Source organism: Methylobacterium aquaticum (genome assembly GCF_001043915.1).
GTDB classification, from domain to species: domain Bacteria; phylum Pseudomonadota; class Alphaproteobacteria; order Rhizobiales; family Beijerinckiaceae; genus Methylobacterium; species Methylobacterium aquaticum.
The window spans coordinates 1-14,020 of sequence record NZ_LABX01000127.1; the positions used below are offsets into that span (position 1 = coordinate 1).

Genomic DNA, 14,020 nt, shown 5'->3' on the forward strand with positions numbered 1-14,020 from the left:
GAGCACGTCAGCCTCACCGGCGACTATCTCTGGGGCGACATCGATACGCCGCGGGAGCGGTTCAGGCCCCTGCGCACCACGGGCTCAGCCGAGCGGCCTTAGCGTACGTTTTGGGGCACATTCTGCGATGACCCCAACTGGGCCGGGCCGGTCAAGGTCAACAATGCCGGCACGATCACCGGCTTCGTCGCCTTCGGGCCGAACTCCTCCGCTACGTCGGTGCCGAGCGGCGTCACCGGCACAGTCGCGTTCAACAACAGCGGCACCTTCGCGGCCCGCGGCAACAGCACCTTCAACAGCGGCAACGACGCGGTGTTCGACAACACTGGAACGGTCTCGCTGGCGCCGACCACCGCCGCGACCAATGTGACGTTCAACGGGCTGTCGACGTTCCGCAACAGCGGCACGATCAACCTCGTCAACGGCTTCGCCGGCGATACCTTCACCATCAACGGCAACTACGTCGGCCAGAACGGCCGGCTCTTGACCGAGTTCTCGACCCAGGCGAATGCCGGCGACCGGCTGGTCATCAACGGCAACGCCTCCGGCACCACCGGCATCACTGTCACCAACCTGACCAGCGCGACCGCCTTCACCACGGGCGCTCCGGTAGTGGTGGTGACCGGTACCAGTGACGCCAACGCCTTCACGCTGACCAGCACGCGTGGCTTCGGTACCCTGGAGCCGACCTTGGTGACCACCCGGGACGGCAACAGCAATACCAGCGTCGCGGTCGCGGCGGTGCCGAACGCCGTCGCGCTCTCCGCCCCAACGGCGGTAACCGCCTCGCGCACCATCGCGTTCCAGGGCGGCACCGCCGTCCTCGACCGCGTAACCCAGCTGCGCACCGACGCCCAGCGCGCCGCCTCCGGCACGCCCTCGATCCCTCAGGCCCTGCAATATGCCGGCCTGAACCAGTACGCGGCCCTGGTCACTAAGGACCCGATCGCCCCGAACCTGGTCCAGCCGGTCGAGCCGCCTCCGAGCAACGTCCGGCCGGCCGTCTGGGCCCGCGCCTATGGCGATCTCGAGCGCCGCACCGGGTCGACCTCGTTCTCCTTCGCCGGGACCTCCTTCTCCCGCGACCTGGGCTACACCCAGTCCGGTGGCGGCCTGCTCGGCGGCGCCGATCTGGTGATCAGCCGCCTGACCTCGGCAGAGGACGGCCTCATCATCGGCGTGATGGGCGGCTACACCACCGCGGCGGTGCGCCTGAACCAGGCCGCCGGCCGGCAGGATTACGAGGGCGGCACGGTCGGCGTCTACGGCAGCTACCTGAACGGCCCGTGGTTCTGGGATCACCTGTTCAAGGTCGACCTGCTCGGGCTCGACATCCGGGCGCCCGGACTGCTCCAGCGCACCGGCTTGCAGAACTACGCCTACACCACCAATGTCGGCTACCGCATCCCGCTCCAGAACGCGGTCTATGTCGAGCCGACCGCAGGGCTGGAATACGTCGCGACCTCCTTCAACCAACAGGCCGCGCTCACGCCGACCTCGGTTCCGCTGCGGGACGGTGACGCTCTCCGCGGCCGGATCGGCGCCCGGGTGGGGTCGGAATTCGTCCAGGGCGACATCCGGGTCGAGCCGAGCGTGACGGGCTTCCTCTACTCCGTCCTGACGGAGAGCGGGACCTCGGGCGCGGTGAACGGGATCACCGGCGTGACCGGCCTGCGCGAGCAGGGCAAGCTGCGCGGGGAGGTTCAGGCTTCCGTGAACTTCTTCAACCTGAAGACCGGTCTGTCGGGCTTCGTCCGGGCCGATTACCGCATCGGCGGCGACCTCGTCGGCGGCGGCGGCCGGGTGGGCGTGCGCTACCAGTGGTGATCCCGACACCGACCTGACGAGACACGACGAGAAGGGCCCGGCTCGCCGCCGGGCCTTTTTACGTGCACTGGATCGACTTTGCTGAGTACCGGCCCAGCAGCAGGCCTCACTTGGTCGCGCAGCCGTACTGAGCCAGATACCGATGCTCCCTCTCTTCATTCTGACGCATCTCCTCAGCACTTGGCATCCTGTTGTTCTTCTCCATGGCCGAGGCGAGCGAGGCGTCGCGGTTCCGGCCGCCCCGAAGCACAGAGCACATCGGATCCTCATGTGGAGGGTCGAGTTGCGTGGGCGATTGAGCGACGGCGGGAGATGCACATGTTGCGACAGCGATCATCACGAAAATAGTCCGGGCTTTGTCCATTATGACCTCCCGCAAGTCGATGTCGCAGACCTTACCCCACTCTGAGCGACAGGCCGTGTGCCAGCTCACTGCCGACTTGGATGAAGGATGGAGGTGAAGCCGTGGCCAACGGCGGGTCTGACAGAGTGAGCCTCGTCCTCGGGCAGGATGTGCCGTGGCCGGAGGGGTGCTGGCGGAAAACCCGACACCTGAAACGCGAGCCCCGCTGATCCCCCGGTCGGCGGGGCTGGTGGGCCGATACGCAACGCGGCCCGGACGCAGAATGATGGGTAGAGGTTAGCGCTCCCTCAAGGGGCCGGGTCAGCGCTGACGTCGCTTCCGCGCCTCGGCCTCTCGAAGCTTCGCTTCTTCTCTGAGGGCTCTGAGAACCTTCCTTGATGAGCTTTCGCTGCTTGCACCATCCGACCAATCACGGCGGTTCGGAATTCTTGATGTAGATGGAGCTGGGCGAGAGCGTTGAGGAGCATTCGCGACATGGCGAACATGCTGCTGCTCTTGCTCGGAAACCCATGCACGAAGCGCCTGCTCGTTGTAGGTCCAGAGGCGACCAATCTTGGCCGCAGTCGGCAGCTTCCCCGCATTTGTCATGCGCTGGACGGTTCGTGCTGACACCCCGAGGATCACGCACGCTTCATCGACGGTGACCCGCTCTTTCCCGGAGGGCCCGTGCATAAGTGGTTCCTTCTCAGGTTTCGGCTCCATTGATCGATGCACCTCGCCTCAACTGCCTCGTACTCTGCCTATTCGGCTACTCTCGGAACAGGGTCCCCCCGCCGAGGCGCGGTGCTCGAACAGCCGGCGCACCTGCGCCACCTCTGGCGGCTCGGCACACCGCAGCAGCGCAGCGGCCTCGGCGTGGCAGGCGAGCCCAGCGTTCGGCGAAGTAGAGGAGCCGCCCGCCGGCTCGATCGAACCCGACGCGGGACACCCTGAGGGTGGCACGCTCCATCCGCCGGAACAGGTAGCGGACCCGGATGCAGAGCCAGAGGAACCGGGCGACCTGGCGCGGGGAAAGCCTGGGCTCGGCGGTGGGGATCGCGGTCGGCATGGTCAGCACCCGGCGAGATAGAGGACGATCAGGGCGGTAGCGGTGATGACGTTGCCTTAGCCGGCCTCGTGGCCCGCTCGGTTGAGCACCTGGCGCCGAATGGCGCGCAGCCGCATCATCCCGAAGGCTACCCCGCGAGGCTGGCCGAGAGCGAGGGACAGGCGGGCGGTGGCGGCGGTTTTCATTGGCGGTGCTCCGGGGTGGTGGTCTCGAGGTCGCGGTCTCCGCCGCGCAGCCACACGATCTGCGAGGCGTGGCCCTCAGGGGCGCCAAGGGACGGCTCGGCGTCTCCGCCGTCCTCAAGGTCGGGATCGCCGTCCATCTCGTTGAGGATGGCAATCAGCTTGTCGGCTGTGTCGAGGGCGGCTTGCGCCGCCACCTCGATCTGTTCGCGAAAGGCTGCCTGCGCGTCCCGCGGGGTGGTCGGGCGAGGGCGGGGCTGGAAGGTCAGGATCTCGGCCACGGATCAGGCATCCGTCACATCGTCGGGGCCGGACTTGCCGGCGAGCGCCCAGGCCGGGAGGAAGCCTTCCCCAGCCTGCGCCTTCACGGCCTGCCATCGTGCGTCGCTGTCCGGCCCCACATCGAACCCGACCCACCCGGGCAGAGGATTGACACCAGCAACCGACATCATCGCGCGGGTCGCGGCCACAAGGCGCTGCTCCTCGGGATAGCGCTGGTCGTCCATGCCGTCGTCCTCCGGCCTGCCAATGATCTCCTCGGCATAGACGGACAGGGCCAGCGCCAGCGCGCCGAGCCCGGCGAGCGTGGAGGGCGGCGGCAGGTTCGTGATGGACCGTCCCAGGTCCCAACAATGCTCCATCACCGCGGCATGCGCGCGGCCCTTCGGTGAACTCGCGGGCTCGTCACCGAACGGGTGCGCCTCACGGGTCCACGCGAAAGCCTGCCTCAGGGCTGGCAGAAGGGTGACGTGGGGATCAACATGGCCCGCGGTCTGCGATCCCGTCTGCTCCGGTCGCGGCAGGATGCCGAGGGCGGCCACATCCGCCTCAATCGACAGGGACAGCCGGTCGAACGGCCCTCGGGAATGCTTGACGCTGTCCAGGTCGAGAAGGGTCGCCTTCGCCCTCACACCCTCCATCGTGTACGCGCGGGCCGCAATGACCTGCGCAAGGATCTTCTCGCGGTCGCCCTCCATCCGGACCCAATCCGGGGAGTCGTAGGCGTCCGGGTAGCTGGTCGCCCTCAAGGTCGCGTCCTGGCTGGCCTCGATCGCGACAAGCTCCTGAACCCGGAAGATCAGGATGCGATCCAGGATCGCGCCGGCCTCCACAGGGGCGGCAGCGGTGCCGGCTCCCGACTTGGGCGGGCGGATCACCAGCCCGGCCGCGATCTTCAGGGCGGCGGCGCGATCCCGGAGGCTCGGCCGGTTCGGATCTAGGCGCAGGACGTTGCGCAGGTTGAGAGAGGGCACGGGCGTGCTCCATGGTTGCCCCGGAAGGTCGGAGCGGATGAACGGATGGTGATGGGGAGAGGGTTAGAGAGCGCCTAGACGATCCAGGCGCGTGAGATGTCGAGCAACAGCGCGTTATCGTGGATGCAATCGTTGCACATGAACTCGTGCCGCGTGCGCGCCATCAGAATTTCATTGCGCTGATAGTCGTCTTCCGGCTGGCGCGTCGCAATCTCGTTTGCGACGCGATCCATAATCCAGGCGGCGCGATGCTCTTCAAAATTTGCCACCTCGCCCAACTCAGTTAAGCACTTAAACTCACCCGGCTCGTTGTCGAAGCTATAGGGCCGTGCCCCGACGCCTTCCCACGAAAATCTTGCGACCTGATACGCCTCGAACAGGGTGGATAGCTGGAACACGTCGAGCGCGGTCAAGTCGATTTGCTCGGCCGAGAGGCGGGCGCGGTCTTTGGTGTCCGGGCTCGGCTGCACCTCAGTAGCGGGCGCTTGCACGGGCCACGATCCGGACGGATCGGCGACCATGGCCGCGAAGGCATTGAGCATCAGGCCGATCAGCCAGGCGCTATCATCCACGTCGCCGTCAGGGTTGGTGCGACGCTGGACTTGGGTCCGGGCGAAGTCGACGAGGGCGCGGCGTCCGGCCGGGGTGGTCGGCACGGTCTGCCACACCGCCTTCTGCGCAGCGAGTTCGGCGGCGTTGAGGGCGTTTTCCTGCTCGCACTGCGCCTTGGTCATCCTCACTCCGCGGGTAGTCTCTCCGAATGCGTCGAACGCCTCGGTTGCCGCCTTGCTGGTGGCGATGGCCGCAAGGATCGGGTCTGCGGCGCCCTCCGGCTCGGCCTTCCGTCCGACATGGCGCATCGCCTCCGGCTCCCGGGCGTGCTCGCCGAGGGCGATGTTGCGGAAGGCCACGGCCATCGGGTGGTCCCTCTCGGTCGCGCTGGCGTCGCCGAGGGATTGCGCCTGCCGCGAGATGACAGCAGCGGCGTAGGCGGCACGATCCGCATCGGAGGTCAGCGGCGTGTGGAGCAGCGCCCGGAAAGCCTCCTCCTCGGCCTGCCGCCGCTCGGCGATGTCCGGAAGCCCGTAGGCTTCGGCGTAGAGGGCATACCCATAGGCCATCTCGTGCGCGGCCAGGGCGGCGGCCACGGCCTTCGACGGCGTGCCGGAGCCGAGCAGTTTCGGCCGGACGATGCCGGCGGGCTGGCGGCGCATCACCTTCGCGGCCGAGCCCTTGAGGGTGGCGAGACGATCGCGCAGGGACGGGCGGGGCGCGTCGGGCGCGCGGCGGGGGAGCTTCAGGGACAGCAGCATGGCATGTGGTCCTGTGGGCATGAGGGCAAGTTTGCTGGACTGCGAGTTGGCTTGGCAGGGCGTCAGAGGTGTGTGGCGAGGCCGATCAGCCCCATGCCGCCGCCGATCAGGATGAAGGCGGCCAGGAGGTCGCCAGCAGTGCCGAGAAAGCGCAGGGCGCGGACGTGGGGCGTGTCGGGGCGGGTGGCGTGAACGGCCTCCCCATCCTCGAATTCGCCCGGCATGGGCTCGTCAGGCGGCAGCGTGGGGGCGTGGCGTGCGTAGATCGGCGCCGGGAAGTAGGAGCGGGCCTCGGGCGCCTGCGGGGCGGTGGCGGGCACGGTGCGGCGGGCGGGAGCGGTCATCGGCTGAGCCTCACGCCTGAGCCGCAGCGCGGGCGAGCATCACGGCGAACCGCTGGAACAGCCAGGCGCTGAAGGTGTCCTTGTCGAAGTCGGCCGACACTTCGGCGAAGTGGGCGGCGAGTGCGCCCGCCTCCTCGGTACTGGCCGGGGTGAGGGCCACGAGGGCGTTGAGCGCCGCGGCCTCCTCGTCGCTGGCGCGATCGGCGACGGCGAGCATCAGGGCCTCGTCAGGGGCGCTGTCCTCCTCGGCCTGCACGTAATCACGCACGGCCTGATTGAGGGCGAGGTTGGCAGAGCGGTGGGCCTCGATCGCGGCTAGCAGCCGGCTCGAACCCTTCGGCGCCGACAGGGCGAGAACCGGGCCGGGGGCCGGGAGGTAAAGAACCGGCTCGGCCTCCACGGTCTCCACGTCCGCGGCGCGCAGGGGCGAGACGACCGCAGTGGCGGATTTCGCGGCGGGAGAGAGGAAGGCCACGGCGCCGGCCACGATGGCGCGGCGGTGCGGAAGGATGGTCAGCAGGGCAAGCGTCAGCGATACCATGAGCGGGGCTCCTGATTGGAAGTCGTCGGGTTTTGGTGGGAAGATGATCCGGGATGCCGTCCCGGGCGGATCAGTGCGCCTACTGGCGGCGACTAGGGATTACGCGGCCAACCCGCTGTCGAGGGCCCACCGGGGGTGATCGCCCTCGGGGCCGTACAGGTCCGGAAACAGCGACCACAGACGGTCATCCATGCGGTTCAGGAGATCGTCCGCGACATTGCTCGCCACGGCGCGAAGCCCCTCATCGTGGAACTGGTCGGCATCGGCCCGTCCGTCCCCGTGGACGTACTGCGCGAGGTGCATTCCGATGACGGCGGCGCCGATCTCGGCCTGAGCCTCTGGGGAGAGGAGGTGCCACGCCTCCGCCGGAGAGAACGGCAGCGGCAGGCGGGACCAGAAGGCGGCGTGGTCGGGCAGGCGGTGGGCGTCGCCATCGCGCAAGACGGGCTCATCGGCCCAGATCGGGCGGCGGGGCGAGTGCGTGGTGAAGGCGGTGCAGCCGAGTGCGTTCATGGTGGGTGATCCTTCAGTGCGCCGAAGCGGCGCGGGCGGCCTTGGCGAGGCCCCAGGTAGCCTTGAGGGTGACGGACAGGGCTTCCTGCCAAGTCGAACTGGTACGGTTCTGGTGGACGCGGGCAGCGGCAACGGCAGCGGTCATGATCGCGGCCCGGTCATAGGCGCCGTTGACCACGAGGGGCCGGCGCTTGGCGCTGGTGGCCTGGATGAACCCCTGTGCGGCGAGGAGACCGGCCGGGCGCTTCACGCGATCCGCCTGGATCTCCTTCATCGCGGTGGCCCAGTAGAGAGAGCGGGTGGCGGACATCGGCTTGGCCTTGGCGTCGCATCTGATGTGAGATAAGATATCTAACCCTAGACGCAGGTCAAGACGAAATATCGAATGTCAGATGAAAAACCGATTTCGCCATGGCAGAGCCGCGGCGCGAGGGCCATCCTGGGGTGGACGCGTGAGCAGTTGGCAAAGGCAAGCGGCGTGTCTAACGCAACGCTTGCCGACTTTGAGGCAGGCAAACGCACGCCATACGATCGCACTTTAGTTGATGTTCGCCGGGCCCTTGAGGCGGCCGGCCTGGAGTTCATCCCCGAGAACGGCGGCGGCGCCGGCATTCGCTTCCGCAACCGGGCGGATGGGACGCGGGATGAGCACTGAGGGATCAGCCACCGACTGCCCTGTATCAGTCATTGACACTCGATCAATGCGTGATACATGTATCTGTGTGAGATACAGGCAACCGCACGATGGCGATCCAGAGCTTCTACGACCGGGTGACGGAAGCCGTCTTCCAGGGGAAATGCCCGAAGGGGTTCCCCTCTGACGTATTCAAGGCTGCCCGCCGGAAGCTTGCCGTCATCGACACGGCTGCCTCGCTCGACGAACTGAAGATGCCGCCAGGGAACAAACTCCACCCGCTGACGAACGACCGGGCAGGGCAGCATGCGATCTGGATCAACAGCCGTGTCCGCATCTGCTTCGAGTGGACCGCACAAGGTCCAGCCCGTGTTGAGATCGTCGACTATCACTGACCGGAGGATGCCGCGATGACCGACGAACTGGAAATTGTCGAGACCCTCCCCCCGCTACATCCCGGCGAGGTGCTGAGAGAGGAGTTCATGGTGCCGCTCGGCCTCACCGCGGGGATGGTCGCCAAGGCGCTCAACCTGCCCCGCACTCGCATAGAGCGCATCGTTCGCGAGGAGATCGGCATCAGCACCGATACCGCGATGCGCCTCGGGCGGCTGTTCAACGTGTCGCCCGGGTTCTGGCTCGGCCTCCAGACCCGATTTGAGACGGAAACCCTGCTGCCAGAGATCGGAGCCGAGTTGGAGCGGATCACGCCCGTGTCCGAGGCCGCATGACCTGCCCACGCCGCGACCCCAACCGCCCACCGATCCACCCCGGCGAGATCCTGCGCGAGGACGTGCTTCCTGGGCTCGGCCTCCCGGTCTCGACGGCGGCCAAGCACCTCGGCGTGACGCGCCAGGCGCTCCACCGCGTCATGGCCGGAACCGCCGCGGTCTCCCCCGAGATGGCGGTACGGCTCGGCAAGTTCTGCGGCAACGGCCCGGACGTGTGGCTGAAGATGCAGGCGGCTCACGATCTCTGGCACGCGGCCCGGACGGTCGATGTCAGCGCGATCCCGACGATGAAGGCGGCATAGGCTTGAGCGGGCGAGGCAACTTCTTCGCGGTAGATCGGCGAGCCTGGGGCGCTGTCTGTGGGCTTGGCAGCATCAACGCGGCCGTGGCCTTCCTCGTCATGGCCCGGGGCACCCTCGCCGACATGAAGACGACGGCGTGGTCTACGAACGCCATCGAGGACCGAACCAGCATCTCCCGCCACCTCGCCAAGGAGGCGATAGAGCGGCTGGTGAAGTCCGGGCTTGTCGAGAGGAAGCGGGCAGGCAAGCGCCCGCTCTACGTCCTGGCGACCGACGCGCCGCGCAAGGCGAAGCCGGCCCTGACCCCAGAGGAACAGCACGTCCTCGACAAGGTCGACGCGGCCGGCGGCCCGATCTGGGTCCCGAAGGTCGGTCGCTTCGATCAAGGGTGGAACGGCGGCAACCCCTATGCCCTGGCCTGCCAGCTCGTGCGGAAGGGCTATCTCCGATCCGAGGGTGACCAGAGGTTCGGCCTTGAGTTTGAGCCGTCGCCCTCAGACGCGCACGAATGGGTGTGGCTGCCGTCTGAAATCATCGACGGCGCGGCCGGCGAGACGCCTGCGGTAGAAATCCTGAGGCAGTCGCAGCACCTCCCGGCGCTCCGCCTATTCGTGGACCTCTACCACGCGCAGAGCTTGCCCCGGTATGGCGGGATTAGCTGGCGGCAGATCCGGAAGCCGTACACCAAGCGCCGGATCGGGCAGCGGGGGGCGCACATCATCTGGGGGTTCGAGCCGCAATCGGCGCAGGCTTGGCACCACCCCGATTTCGTGCGGCCGCACATCGGCGAGAAGGACGGGAAGCCGTCTCTGGACCCCTTCTTCCACGCGCTCGGCATCATCACCCAAGCCGGGCTTGCTGGTTACGTGCCGCACCTCATTGAGGCGGACAGCGACGAGGCCGCGATCCTGTTCCCCTACGCACTTGCCAACCTCGGGCAGAAAGAGGAGCAGGCGATTGCGTGGCTTGCCCATGAGGCCGGGCACGCGATGCTAGCCGAGCATCAGTCCGATAATGCGGATACCGAAGGGCTGCTGCTGGCGCCGCTCCTGCCGCACACCGGCGAGGCGCAGATGCTCGGCATCCTGCGGATGCGCTACCAGGCCGGGACGGCGGCCAACGTGGAGTGGTTGCAGGACAACCGGCCGCGCTGGCGAGAGACTGCCGAATGCCTCGCCGGACTAGCCGGAAAACCCTTTCCAGAACAGGCGTTTGCAATATCAACTCGAGATCAAACGGAAATCAAATCGGGATCAACTCGGGATCAAATTCAAGGTTGATCCCTTCACGAACACGACCACTCCCTCACTGCGTTCGGGAGTGGCGCGGCCTCGCCCTCTTTCCCGATCCTTCCGGAGCCAGCATGTCAACCAGGACGCCCGAGGAGCCGCCCCGCTTCCGCCCCTTCCGGGGGATGCCGCTCGAACACTACTGGCCTGCCGAGAAGCTGGCGGAGGTCTTCCCGGGCAGGTTTGAGCGTCGGGGATCGGGCAGGGCTGCCGATAGGGTGCCAGCCAGCCCCCGTGAGCCCTCTCGGCAAGGCTCTGAGGCCCTGGAAGGCGGGTGCCGGCTCTACCGCTTCCCGTTCCGCCCTCGGGTCGTAGGGGCCCTGCCGTGAGCACTGACGCTGCGGCGGCGAAGCTCGTCGCGAATGAGCGGGTGAAGCTCCTCGCGAACAACCTCGATCGGGCCTCTACGGCGTGCTTCACCGTGGGCGTAGCAACGCCCCTCGCCGGGGCGCTCTATCGGGTGAGCGGGATCAACGCGCTTCCCTGGTGGTGGCTGGCCGCGGGGTTCGCGGGTTGGCTATCAGCCGCGACGATCCTACATTTCCTTGCGCGACGTGCCCTGAGGGGGCTCCTGCCATGAACGAGACCGCATTCCTTGCCTTCGTCATCACCCCGGCCGCGGTGGTGCTTCTCGGCTATGTGGCCGTTCGCTTGCAGGAGCGCGAAACCGCCCGCGTGCGTCGTCTCATCGCCGCGCAGGGCCAGCATCCGGCTGAGTAGCTGGCGCAAGGTATGGTCATTACGGCCATACCTTCGGCGCCTCGCTCGCTTCACGGTGGAGCGCCCCGAGCCTGCAAGCCGGCATGACGGCTTGCACGCCTGTGGGCATGACATCTCGCCGCTGTGCGGGATTGCCGTCAGGCCCGCTTGCGGGCGTATCTCAACCGGATCTTAGGGCTTGCGGCTAAGGTTGCCGCCGCACAGCATCATGAGGGCGAGTCGCCTTGCGGGCCTGTGGGCAGGCCGGCGAGACATCATGCGGGGGAGCAGGCGTGCGGACCATCGCCATCATCAGCCAGAAGGGCGGGGTCGGGAAAACGACCATCGCCGTACACCTCGCCACAGCGGGCGCGCTGGCGGGCTACAGAACCGCCCTGGTGGATCTGGACCCACAGGCCAGCGCCCGGAAGTGGGGCGACAAACGGGAGGCGGCGGAGCCCGAAGTGATCGGCGACCATGCCGAACGGCTGCCGAACCTAATCGAGGCGGCACAAGCCAACGGCGCGGATCTCCTCGTCATCGACACGGCGCCGAACGCGGATCGCGCCTCGCTCGCTGCTGCGCGAGCTGCGGACCTGATCCTTATCCCATGTCGGCCGGCGGCGTTCGATCTCGACGCCATCGAGGCGACGCGGGATCTGGCGACGATCGCCAAGAAGCCGGCATGGGTAGTGCTGTCGTCGGCCCCGGTTCGGAGCGCCATCGTGGACGATGCGCGCAGCGGTCTTGAAGGGCAGGGTGCCCAGGTCGCGCCCCAGGTGATCTATCAGCGGGTCGCATACACGTATTCGGTCATCGATGGCCGGACGGCTGGCGAGTATGAGCCCGGCGGCAAGGCGGCGGACGAGATGGCGGCCCTGTTCACGTGGGCCTGCAAACAGGTGGACATGCCAACAGGCGGGCAGAGCGCCAGGACCACAGGGGGGCAAGAGTGACGAAGCGACCGAGCCTGTTCAGCCCGAAGGCGGCAACGCCAGCCCGGGAGGCTGAAACGGCAGCCTCGCCGGCTGCGGCAATCCCGGAGCCCGAGGCCGGCGCGGCTCGACCAGATCCGGCGCCTGCCCCTGTCCGCTACCCGAAGGCCAGCACGCGCGAGGGCAAGCGGGTGGTGACGGCCTACATCTCGCCGGAAGCCTTCCGGCAGTTGAAGCGGATAGCAGCCGACGAGGACCGGCAACAACAGGATCTTCTCTTAGAGGGGATCAACGCCGTGTTCGAGAAGCGCGGCCTGTCTCGGATCGCGTGAGGGATACGCGGAGCGGCCGGCAGCTTGCACCGCTGCCGGCTGTGCCCAGATGCGGGCTTGGTGGCATGCCTTTATGCCTTCCTGTGGGCAGGCAGTCTTGTGGGCTTGCCGAAATGAGGACAGGGGCGTAACTTTCGAGAATGGTCGTTCTCGAAAGTTTCAGACAGGCGCGGTCACAGGATCGGTTATGAAACAAAGCCCAGGCTATCATTCATCCATGGGCGCCGACGTGGTAGGCTTCAGCCACCTTGGCGGGCCGGGCCCGGTGCGCTCCCCCGTTCCGGGGACCAGGCGCGCTGGCGCTCCGGCCCCGAGCCCCACCAGCCTGTTCCGTGAGATGCCGGACGCCGCATGGCGCCGCGTCGAGGCGATCACGGCCCGCGCTCCCGAAAAGCCCGCGTTCGGCCAGCCCTGCAACGGCTGCGGGTTCTGCTGCGCGGCCGAACCCTGCGGCGTGGCCCGCCGGTTCGTCCCGGGTGCGATCGATGGCGCCCCGTGCCCCGCGATGGAATTCGAGCACGGCCGGTTCTGGTGCGGGATGGTTCGCCGGCCGGGGCGCTATCTCGGCTTGCTGCACGATTGGGCCGACGAGTTCTTGGGCGGCGAGGTCTCCAAGGCGCTCGGGGCCGGGAAGGGATGCTGCGCCGATGTCGGCTAGTCACCTCGCCCTGCCGGCTCCCGACGCAAGCGCAGTTTTTGCGCCTGCGGAGCGGAGTGGACAACTTGGCCGCTCGGCAGCAAGTCGCCAAGTTGGCGACACGGTAGGCGAGCCCGCGCGCCTGCCTGCTGAGTATGCAGACGACAACTTTTCGTCTGCATCGCCGGCGCGCCCCGCCGTGGGGCAAACTTCTGCCGGCCTGCCCGCAGAAGCCGCCAGCCTCGTCGAGGCGTACCAGCGCGCCAGCAAGGCGGACGCCACCGTGCGGGCCTACAGGAGCGACGCCGCGGCGTTCACGGCATGGTGCGCCCGCTACGGCTTCCGGTCGCTGCCGGCGAGCCCTGAGGCTGTGGCGGGCTTCTTAGTGGCAGAGGCGGAGGCAGGCCGAGCCGCCTCGACGATCGGGCGCCGGCTCGCCGCGATCAAGTATGCCCATCGGCTCGCCCGGCAGCCTGATCCGACCGACGACGAGGCGGTGCGGGCCACGATGAAAGGCATCCGGCGAAAGGTCGGCACTGCGCCGGATCAGAAAGCCGCTGCGACCGCCGACATCGTGACGGCGATGCTGATGCGCGTCCCCGACACCCTCACGGGCAAGAGGGACAAGGCGTTGCTCGCCCTCGGGTTCGCGGGTGCCTTCCGCCGATCGGAGCTTGTCGCCCTCGACGTGGCAGACCTGCGCGAAGACCCGGAGGGCCTGTGGGTGCTGGTGCGGCGATCTAAGGTGGACCAAGAGGGCGCCGGGTTCGAGAAGGCCATTCCGCACGGGCGTTTCATCAAGCCGGTTGCCCTGCTGCGGGACTGGCTCGATGCGGCGGGGATCACCGAAGGACCCGTGTTCCGGCCGGTGTCCAGATCCGGACGGGTGCGTGCCAATGCCGAGAATTCCGGCATTGCGCCCCGCCTCACCACCCAAGCCGTCGCTGACATCGTGAAACGCTACGCCACCGCGGCCGGGCTCGATGCCGCGACGTTCGGGGCGCACTCGCTGCGGGCTGGCTACATCACGACTGCGGCGGAGCGTGGGGCGGACTTGGTGTGTATCGGCACCGAAGCGG

General features: G+C 67.7%; 20 protein-coding genes. 11 read left to right on the forward strand and 9 right to left on the reverse strand.

Annotation, left to right across the window (positions count from 1 at the left end; translation table 11 throughout):
* The first annotated feature begins 219 nt into the window (after window positions 1-219).
* On the forward strand, window positions 220-1,827 hold the full coding sequence (locus tag VP06_RS16550; RefSeq protein ID WP_053081853.1) for an autotransporter outer membrane beta-barrel domain-containing protein: 1,608 nt from the start codon (window positions 220-222) through the stop codon (window positions 1,825-1,827).
* Window positions 1,828-2,491: 664 nt separating this feature from the next.
* Here the strand turns inward: VP06_RS16550 and VP06_RS39010 are convergent.
* The 9 genes from VP06_RS39010 to VP06_RS16585 form a co-directional block, all read right to left on the reverse strand.
* Window positions 2,492-2,893 carry a helix-turn-helix domain-containing protein gene (locus VP06_RS39010; RefSeq protein ID WP_082167439.1) on the reverse strand — a complete coding sequence of 134 codons (402 nt, stop codon included), beginning with the start codon at window positions 2,891-2,893 and terminating at the stop codon, window positions 2,492-2,494.
* 402 nt (window positions 2,894-3,295) lie between these two features.
* Window positions 3,296-3,424 (reverse strand): hypothetical protein, encoded by a 129-nt coding sequence (locus VP06_RS38615; RefSeq protein WP_280950222.1) that lies wholly within the window; start codon window positions 3,422-3,424, stop codon window positions 3,296-3,298.
* Complete coding sequence (locus VP06_RS16555) at window positions 3,421-3,702, reverse strand: hypothetical protein (RefSeq protein ID WP_048464885.1); 282 nt, start codon at window positions 3,700-3,702, stop codon at window positions 3,421-3,423. Before VP06_RS16555 ends, VP06_RS38615 begins: the two co-directional genes overlap by 4 nt.
* Window positions 3,703-3,705: 3 nt before the next feature.
* Window positions 3,706-4,674 carry a hypothetical protein gene (locus VP06_RS16560; protein WP_048464886.1) on the reverse strand — a complete coding sequence of 323 codons (969 nt, stop codon included), beginning with the start codon at window positions 4,672-4,674 and terminating at the stop codon, window positions 3,706-3,708.
* 74 nt (window positions 4,675-4,748) lie between these two features.
* On the reverse strand, window positions 4,749-5,987 hold the full coding sequence (locus VP06_RS16565) for a hypothetical protein (RefSeq protein WP_048464887.1): 1,239 nt from the start codon (window positions 5,985-5,987) through the stop codon (window positions 4,749-4,751).
* Window positions 5,988-6,049: 62 nt separating this feature from the next.
* Entirely contained in the window at window positions 6,050-6,331 is a 282-nt protein-coding gene (locus VP06_RS16570) for a hypothetical protein (RefSeq protein ID WP_048464888.1), read from the reverse strand.
* A 10-nt stretch (window positions 6,332-6,341) separates the two neighbouring features.
* Window positions 6,342-6,872: a hypothetical protein gene (locus VP06_RS16575; protein ID WP_048464889.1), complete on the reverse strand. Its 531-nt coding sequence runs from the start codon at window positions 6,870-6,872 to the stop codon at window positions 6,342-6,344.
* Between the two features lie 99 nt (window positions 6,873-6,971).
* Window positions 6,972-7,385, reverse strand: a complete 414-nt coding sequence (locus VP06_RS16580) for a hypothetical protein (protein ID WP_048464890.1) — start codon at window positions 7,383-7,385, stop codon at window positions 6,972-6,974.
* 13 nt (window positions 7,386-7,398) lie between these two features.
* Window positions 7,399-7,695 carry a hypothetical protein gene (locus VP06_RS16585; RefSeq protein ID WP_048464891.1) on the reverse strand — a complete coding sequence of 99 codons (297 nt, stop codon included), beginning with the start codon at window positions 7,693-7,695 and terminating at the stop codon, window positions 7,399-7,401.
* A gap of 75 nt (window positions 7,696-7,770) precedes the next feature.
* On the opposite strand from VP06_RS16585, the gene VP06_RS35080 reads away from it, so the two are divergent.
* The 10 genes from VP06_RS35080 to VP06_RS16620 all read left to right on the forward strand — a co-directional run.
* On the forward strand, window positions 7,771-8,040 hold the full coding sequence (locus VP06_RS35080) for a helix-turn-helix domain-containing protein (protein WP_167350088.1): 270 nt from the start codon (window positions 7,771-7,773) through the stop codon (window positions 8,038-8,040).
* An 89-nt stretch (window positions 8,041-8,129) separates the two neighbouring features.
* Window positions 8,130-8,414, forward strand: coding sequence for a type II toxin-antitoxin system RelE/ParE family toxin (locus tag VP06_RS16590; RefSeq protein WP_048464892.1), 285 nt, complete (start codon window positions 8,130-8,132; stop codon window positions 8,412-8,414).
* 15 nt (window positions 8,415-8,429) lie between these two features.
* Window positions 8,430-8,747 (forward strand): HigA family addiction module antitoxin, encoded by a 318-nt coding sequence (locus VP06_RS16595; protein ID WP_048464893.1) that lies wholly within the window; start codon window positions 8,430-8,432, stop codon window positions 8,745-8,747.
* Window positions 8,744-9,049, forward strand: a complete 306-nt coding sequence (locus tag VP06_RS16600; RefSeq protein WP_048464894.1) for a HigA family addiction module antitoxin — start codon at window positions 8,744-8,746, stop codon at window positions 9,047-9,049. Before VP06_RS16595 ends, VP06_RS16600 begins: the two co-directional genes overlap by 4 nt.
* Before the next feature lie 83 nt (window positions 9,050-9,132).
* On the forward strand, window positions 9,133-10,329 hold the full coding sequence (locus tag VP06_RS16605; protein WP_156295644.1) for a hypothetical protein: 1,197 nt from the start codon (window positions 9,133-9,135) through the stop codon (window positions 10,327-10,329).
* A 585-nt stretch (window positions 10,330-10,914) separates the two neighbouring features.
* Window positions 10,915-11,058, forward strand: a complete 144-nt coding sequence (locus VP06_RS37240) for a hypothetical protein (RefSeq protein ID WP_197093220.1) — start codon at window positions 10,915-10,917, stop codon at window positions 11,056-11,058.
* A gap of 272 nt (window positions 11,059-11,330) precedes the next feature.
* Entirely contained in the window at window positions 11,331-11,993 is a 663-nt protein-coding gene (gene parA / locus VP06_RS16610) for a ParA family partition ATPase (RefSeq protein ID WP_048464896.1), read from the forward strand.
* Window positions 11,990-12,304, forward strand: coding sequence for a ribbon-helix-helix domain-containing protein (locus VP06_RS36440; protein WP_156295645.1), 315 nt, complete (start codon window positions 11,990-11,992; stop codon window positions 12,302-12,304). Before parA ends, VP06_RS36440 begins: the two co-directional genes overlap by 4 nt.
* Before the next feature lie 337 nt (window positions 12,305-12,641).
* On the forward strand, window positions 12,642-12,962 hold the full coding sequence (locus VP06_RS16615; RefSeq protein ID WP_048464897.1) for a hypothetical protein: 321 nt from the start codon (window positions 12,642-12,644) through the stop codon (window positions 12,960-12,962).
* A partial coding sequence (locus VP06_RS16620) for a site-specific integrase (protein WP_082167442.1) occupies window positions 12,952-14,020 on the forward strand: 1,069 nt, incomplete at its 3' end. The genes VP06_RS16615 and VP06_RS16620, both read left to right, overlap by 11 nt.

Coding starts and splice junctions, on each gene's coding strand:
- VP06_RS16575 (WP_048464889.1), bottom strand. CDS start 6,872: ATGGTATCGCTGACGCTTGCCCTGCTGACCATCCTTCCGCACCGCCGC.
- VP06_RS35080 (WP_167350088.1), top strand. CDS start 7,771: ATGTCAGATGAAAAACCGATTTCGCCATGGCAGAGCCGCGGCGCGAGG.
- VP06_RS38615 (WP_280950222.1), bottom strand. CDS start 3,424: ATGAAAACCGCCGCCACCGCCCGCCTGTCCCTCGCTCTCGGCCAGCCT.
- VP06_RS16615 (WP_048464897.1), top strand. CDS start 12,642: ATGCCGGACGCCGCATGGCGCCGCGTCGAGGCGATCACGGCCCGCGCT.
- VP06_RS16585 (WP_048464891.1), bottom strand. CDS start 7,695: ATGTCCGCCACCCGCTCTCTCTACTGGGCCACCGCGATGAAGGAGATC.
- VP06_RS16570 (WP_048464888.1), bottom strand. CDS start 6,331: ATGACCGCTCCCGCCCGCCGCACCGTGCCCGCCACCGCCCCGCAGGCG.
- VP06_RS37240 (WP_197093220.1), top strand. CDS start 10,915: ATGAACGAGACCGCATTCCTTGCCTTCGTCATCACCCCGGCCGCGGTG.
- VP06_RS16595 (WP_048464893.1), top strand. CDS start 8,430: ATGACCGACGAACTGGAAATTGTCGAGACCCTCCCCCCGCTACATCCC.
- VP06_RS16600 (WP_048464894.1), top strand. CDS start 8,744: ATGACCTGCCCACGCCGCGACCCCAACCGCCCACCGATCCACCCCGGC.
- VP06_RS16590 (WP_048464892.1), top strand. CDS start 8,130: ATGGCGATCCAGAGCTTCTACGACCGGGTGACGGAAGCCGTCTTCCAG.
- VP06_RS16565 (WP_048464887.1), bottom strand. CDS start 5,987: ATGCTGCTGTCCCTGAAGCTCCCCCGCCGCGCGCCCGACGCGCCCCGC.
- VP06_RS16580 (WP_048464890.1), bottom strand. CDS start 7,385: ATGAACGCACTCGGCTGCACCGCCTTCACCACGCACTCGCCCCGCCGC.
- VP06_RS39010 (WP_082167439.1), bottom strand. CDS start 2,893: ATGGAGCCGAAACCTGAGAAGGAACCACTTATGCACGGGCCCTCCGGG.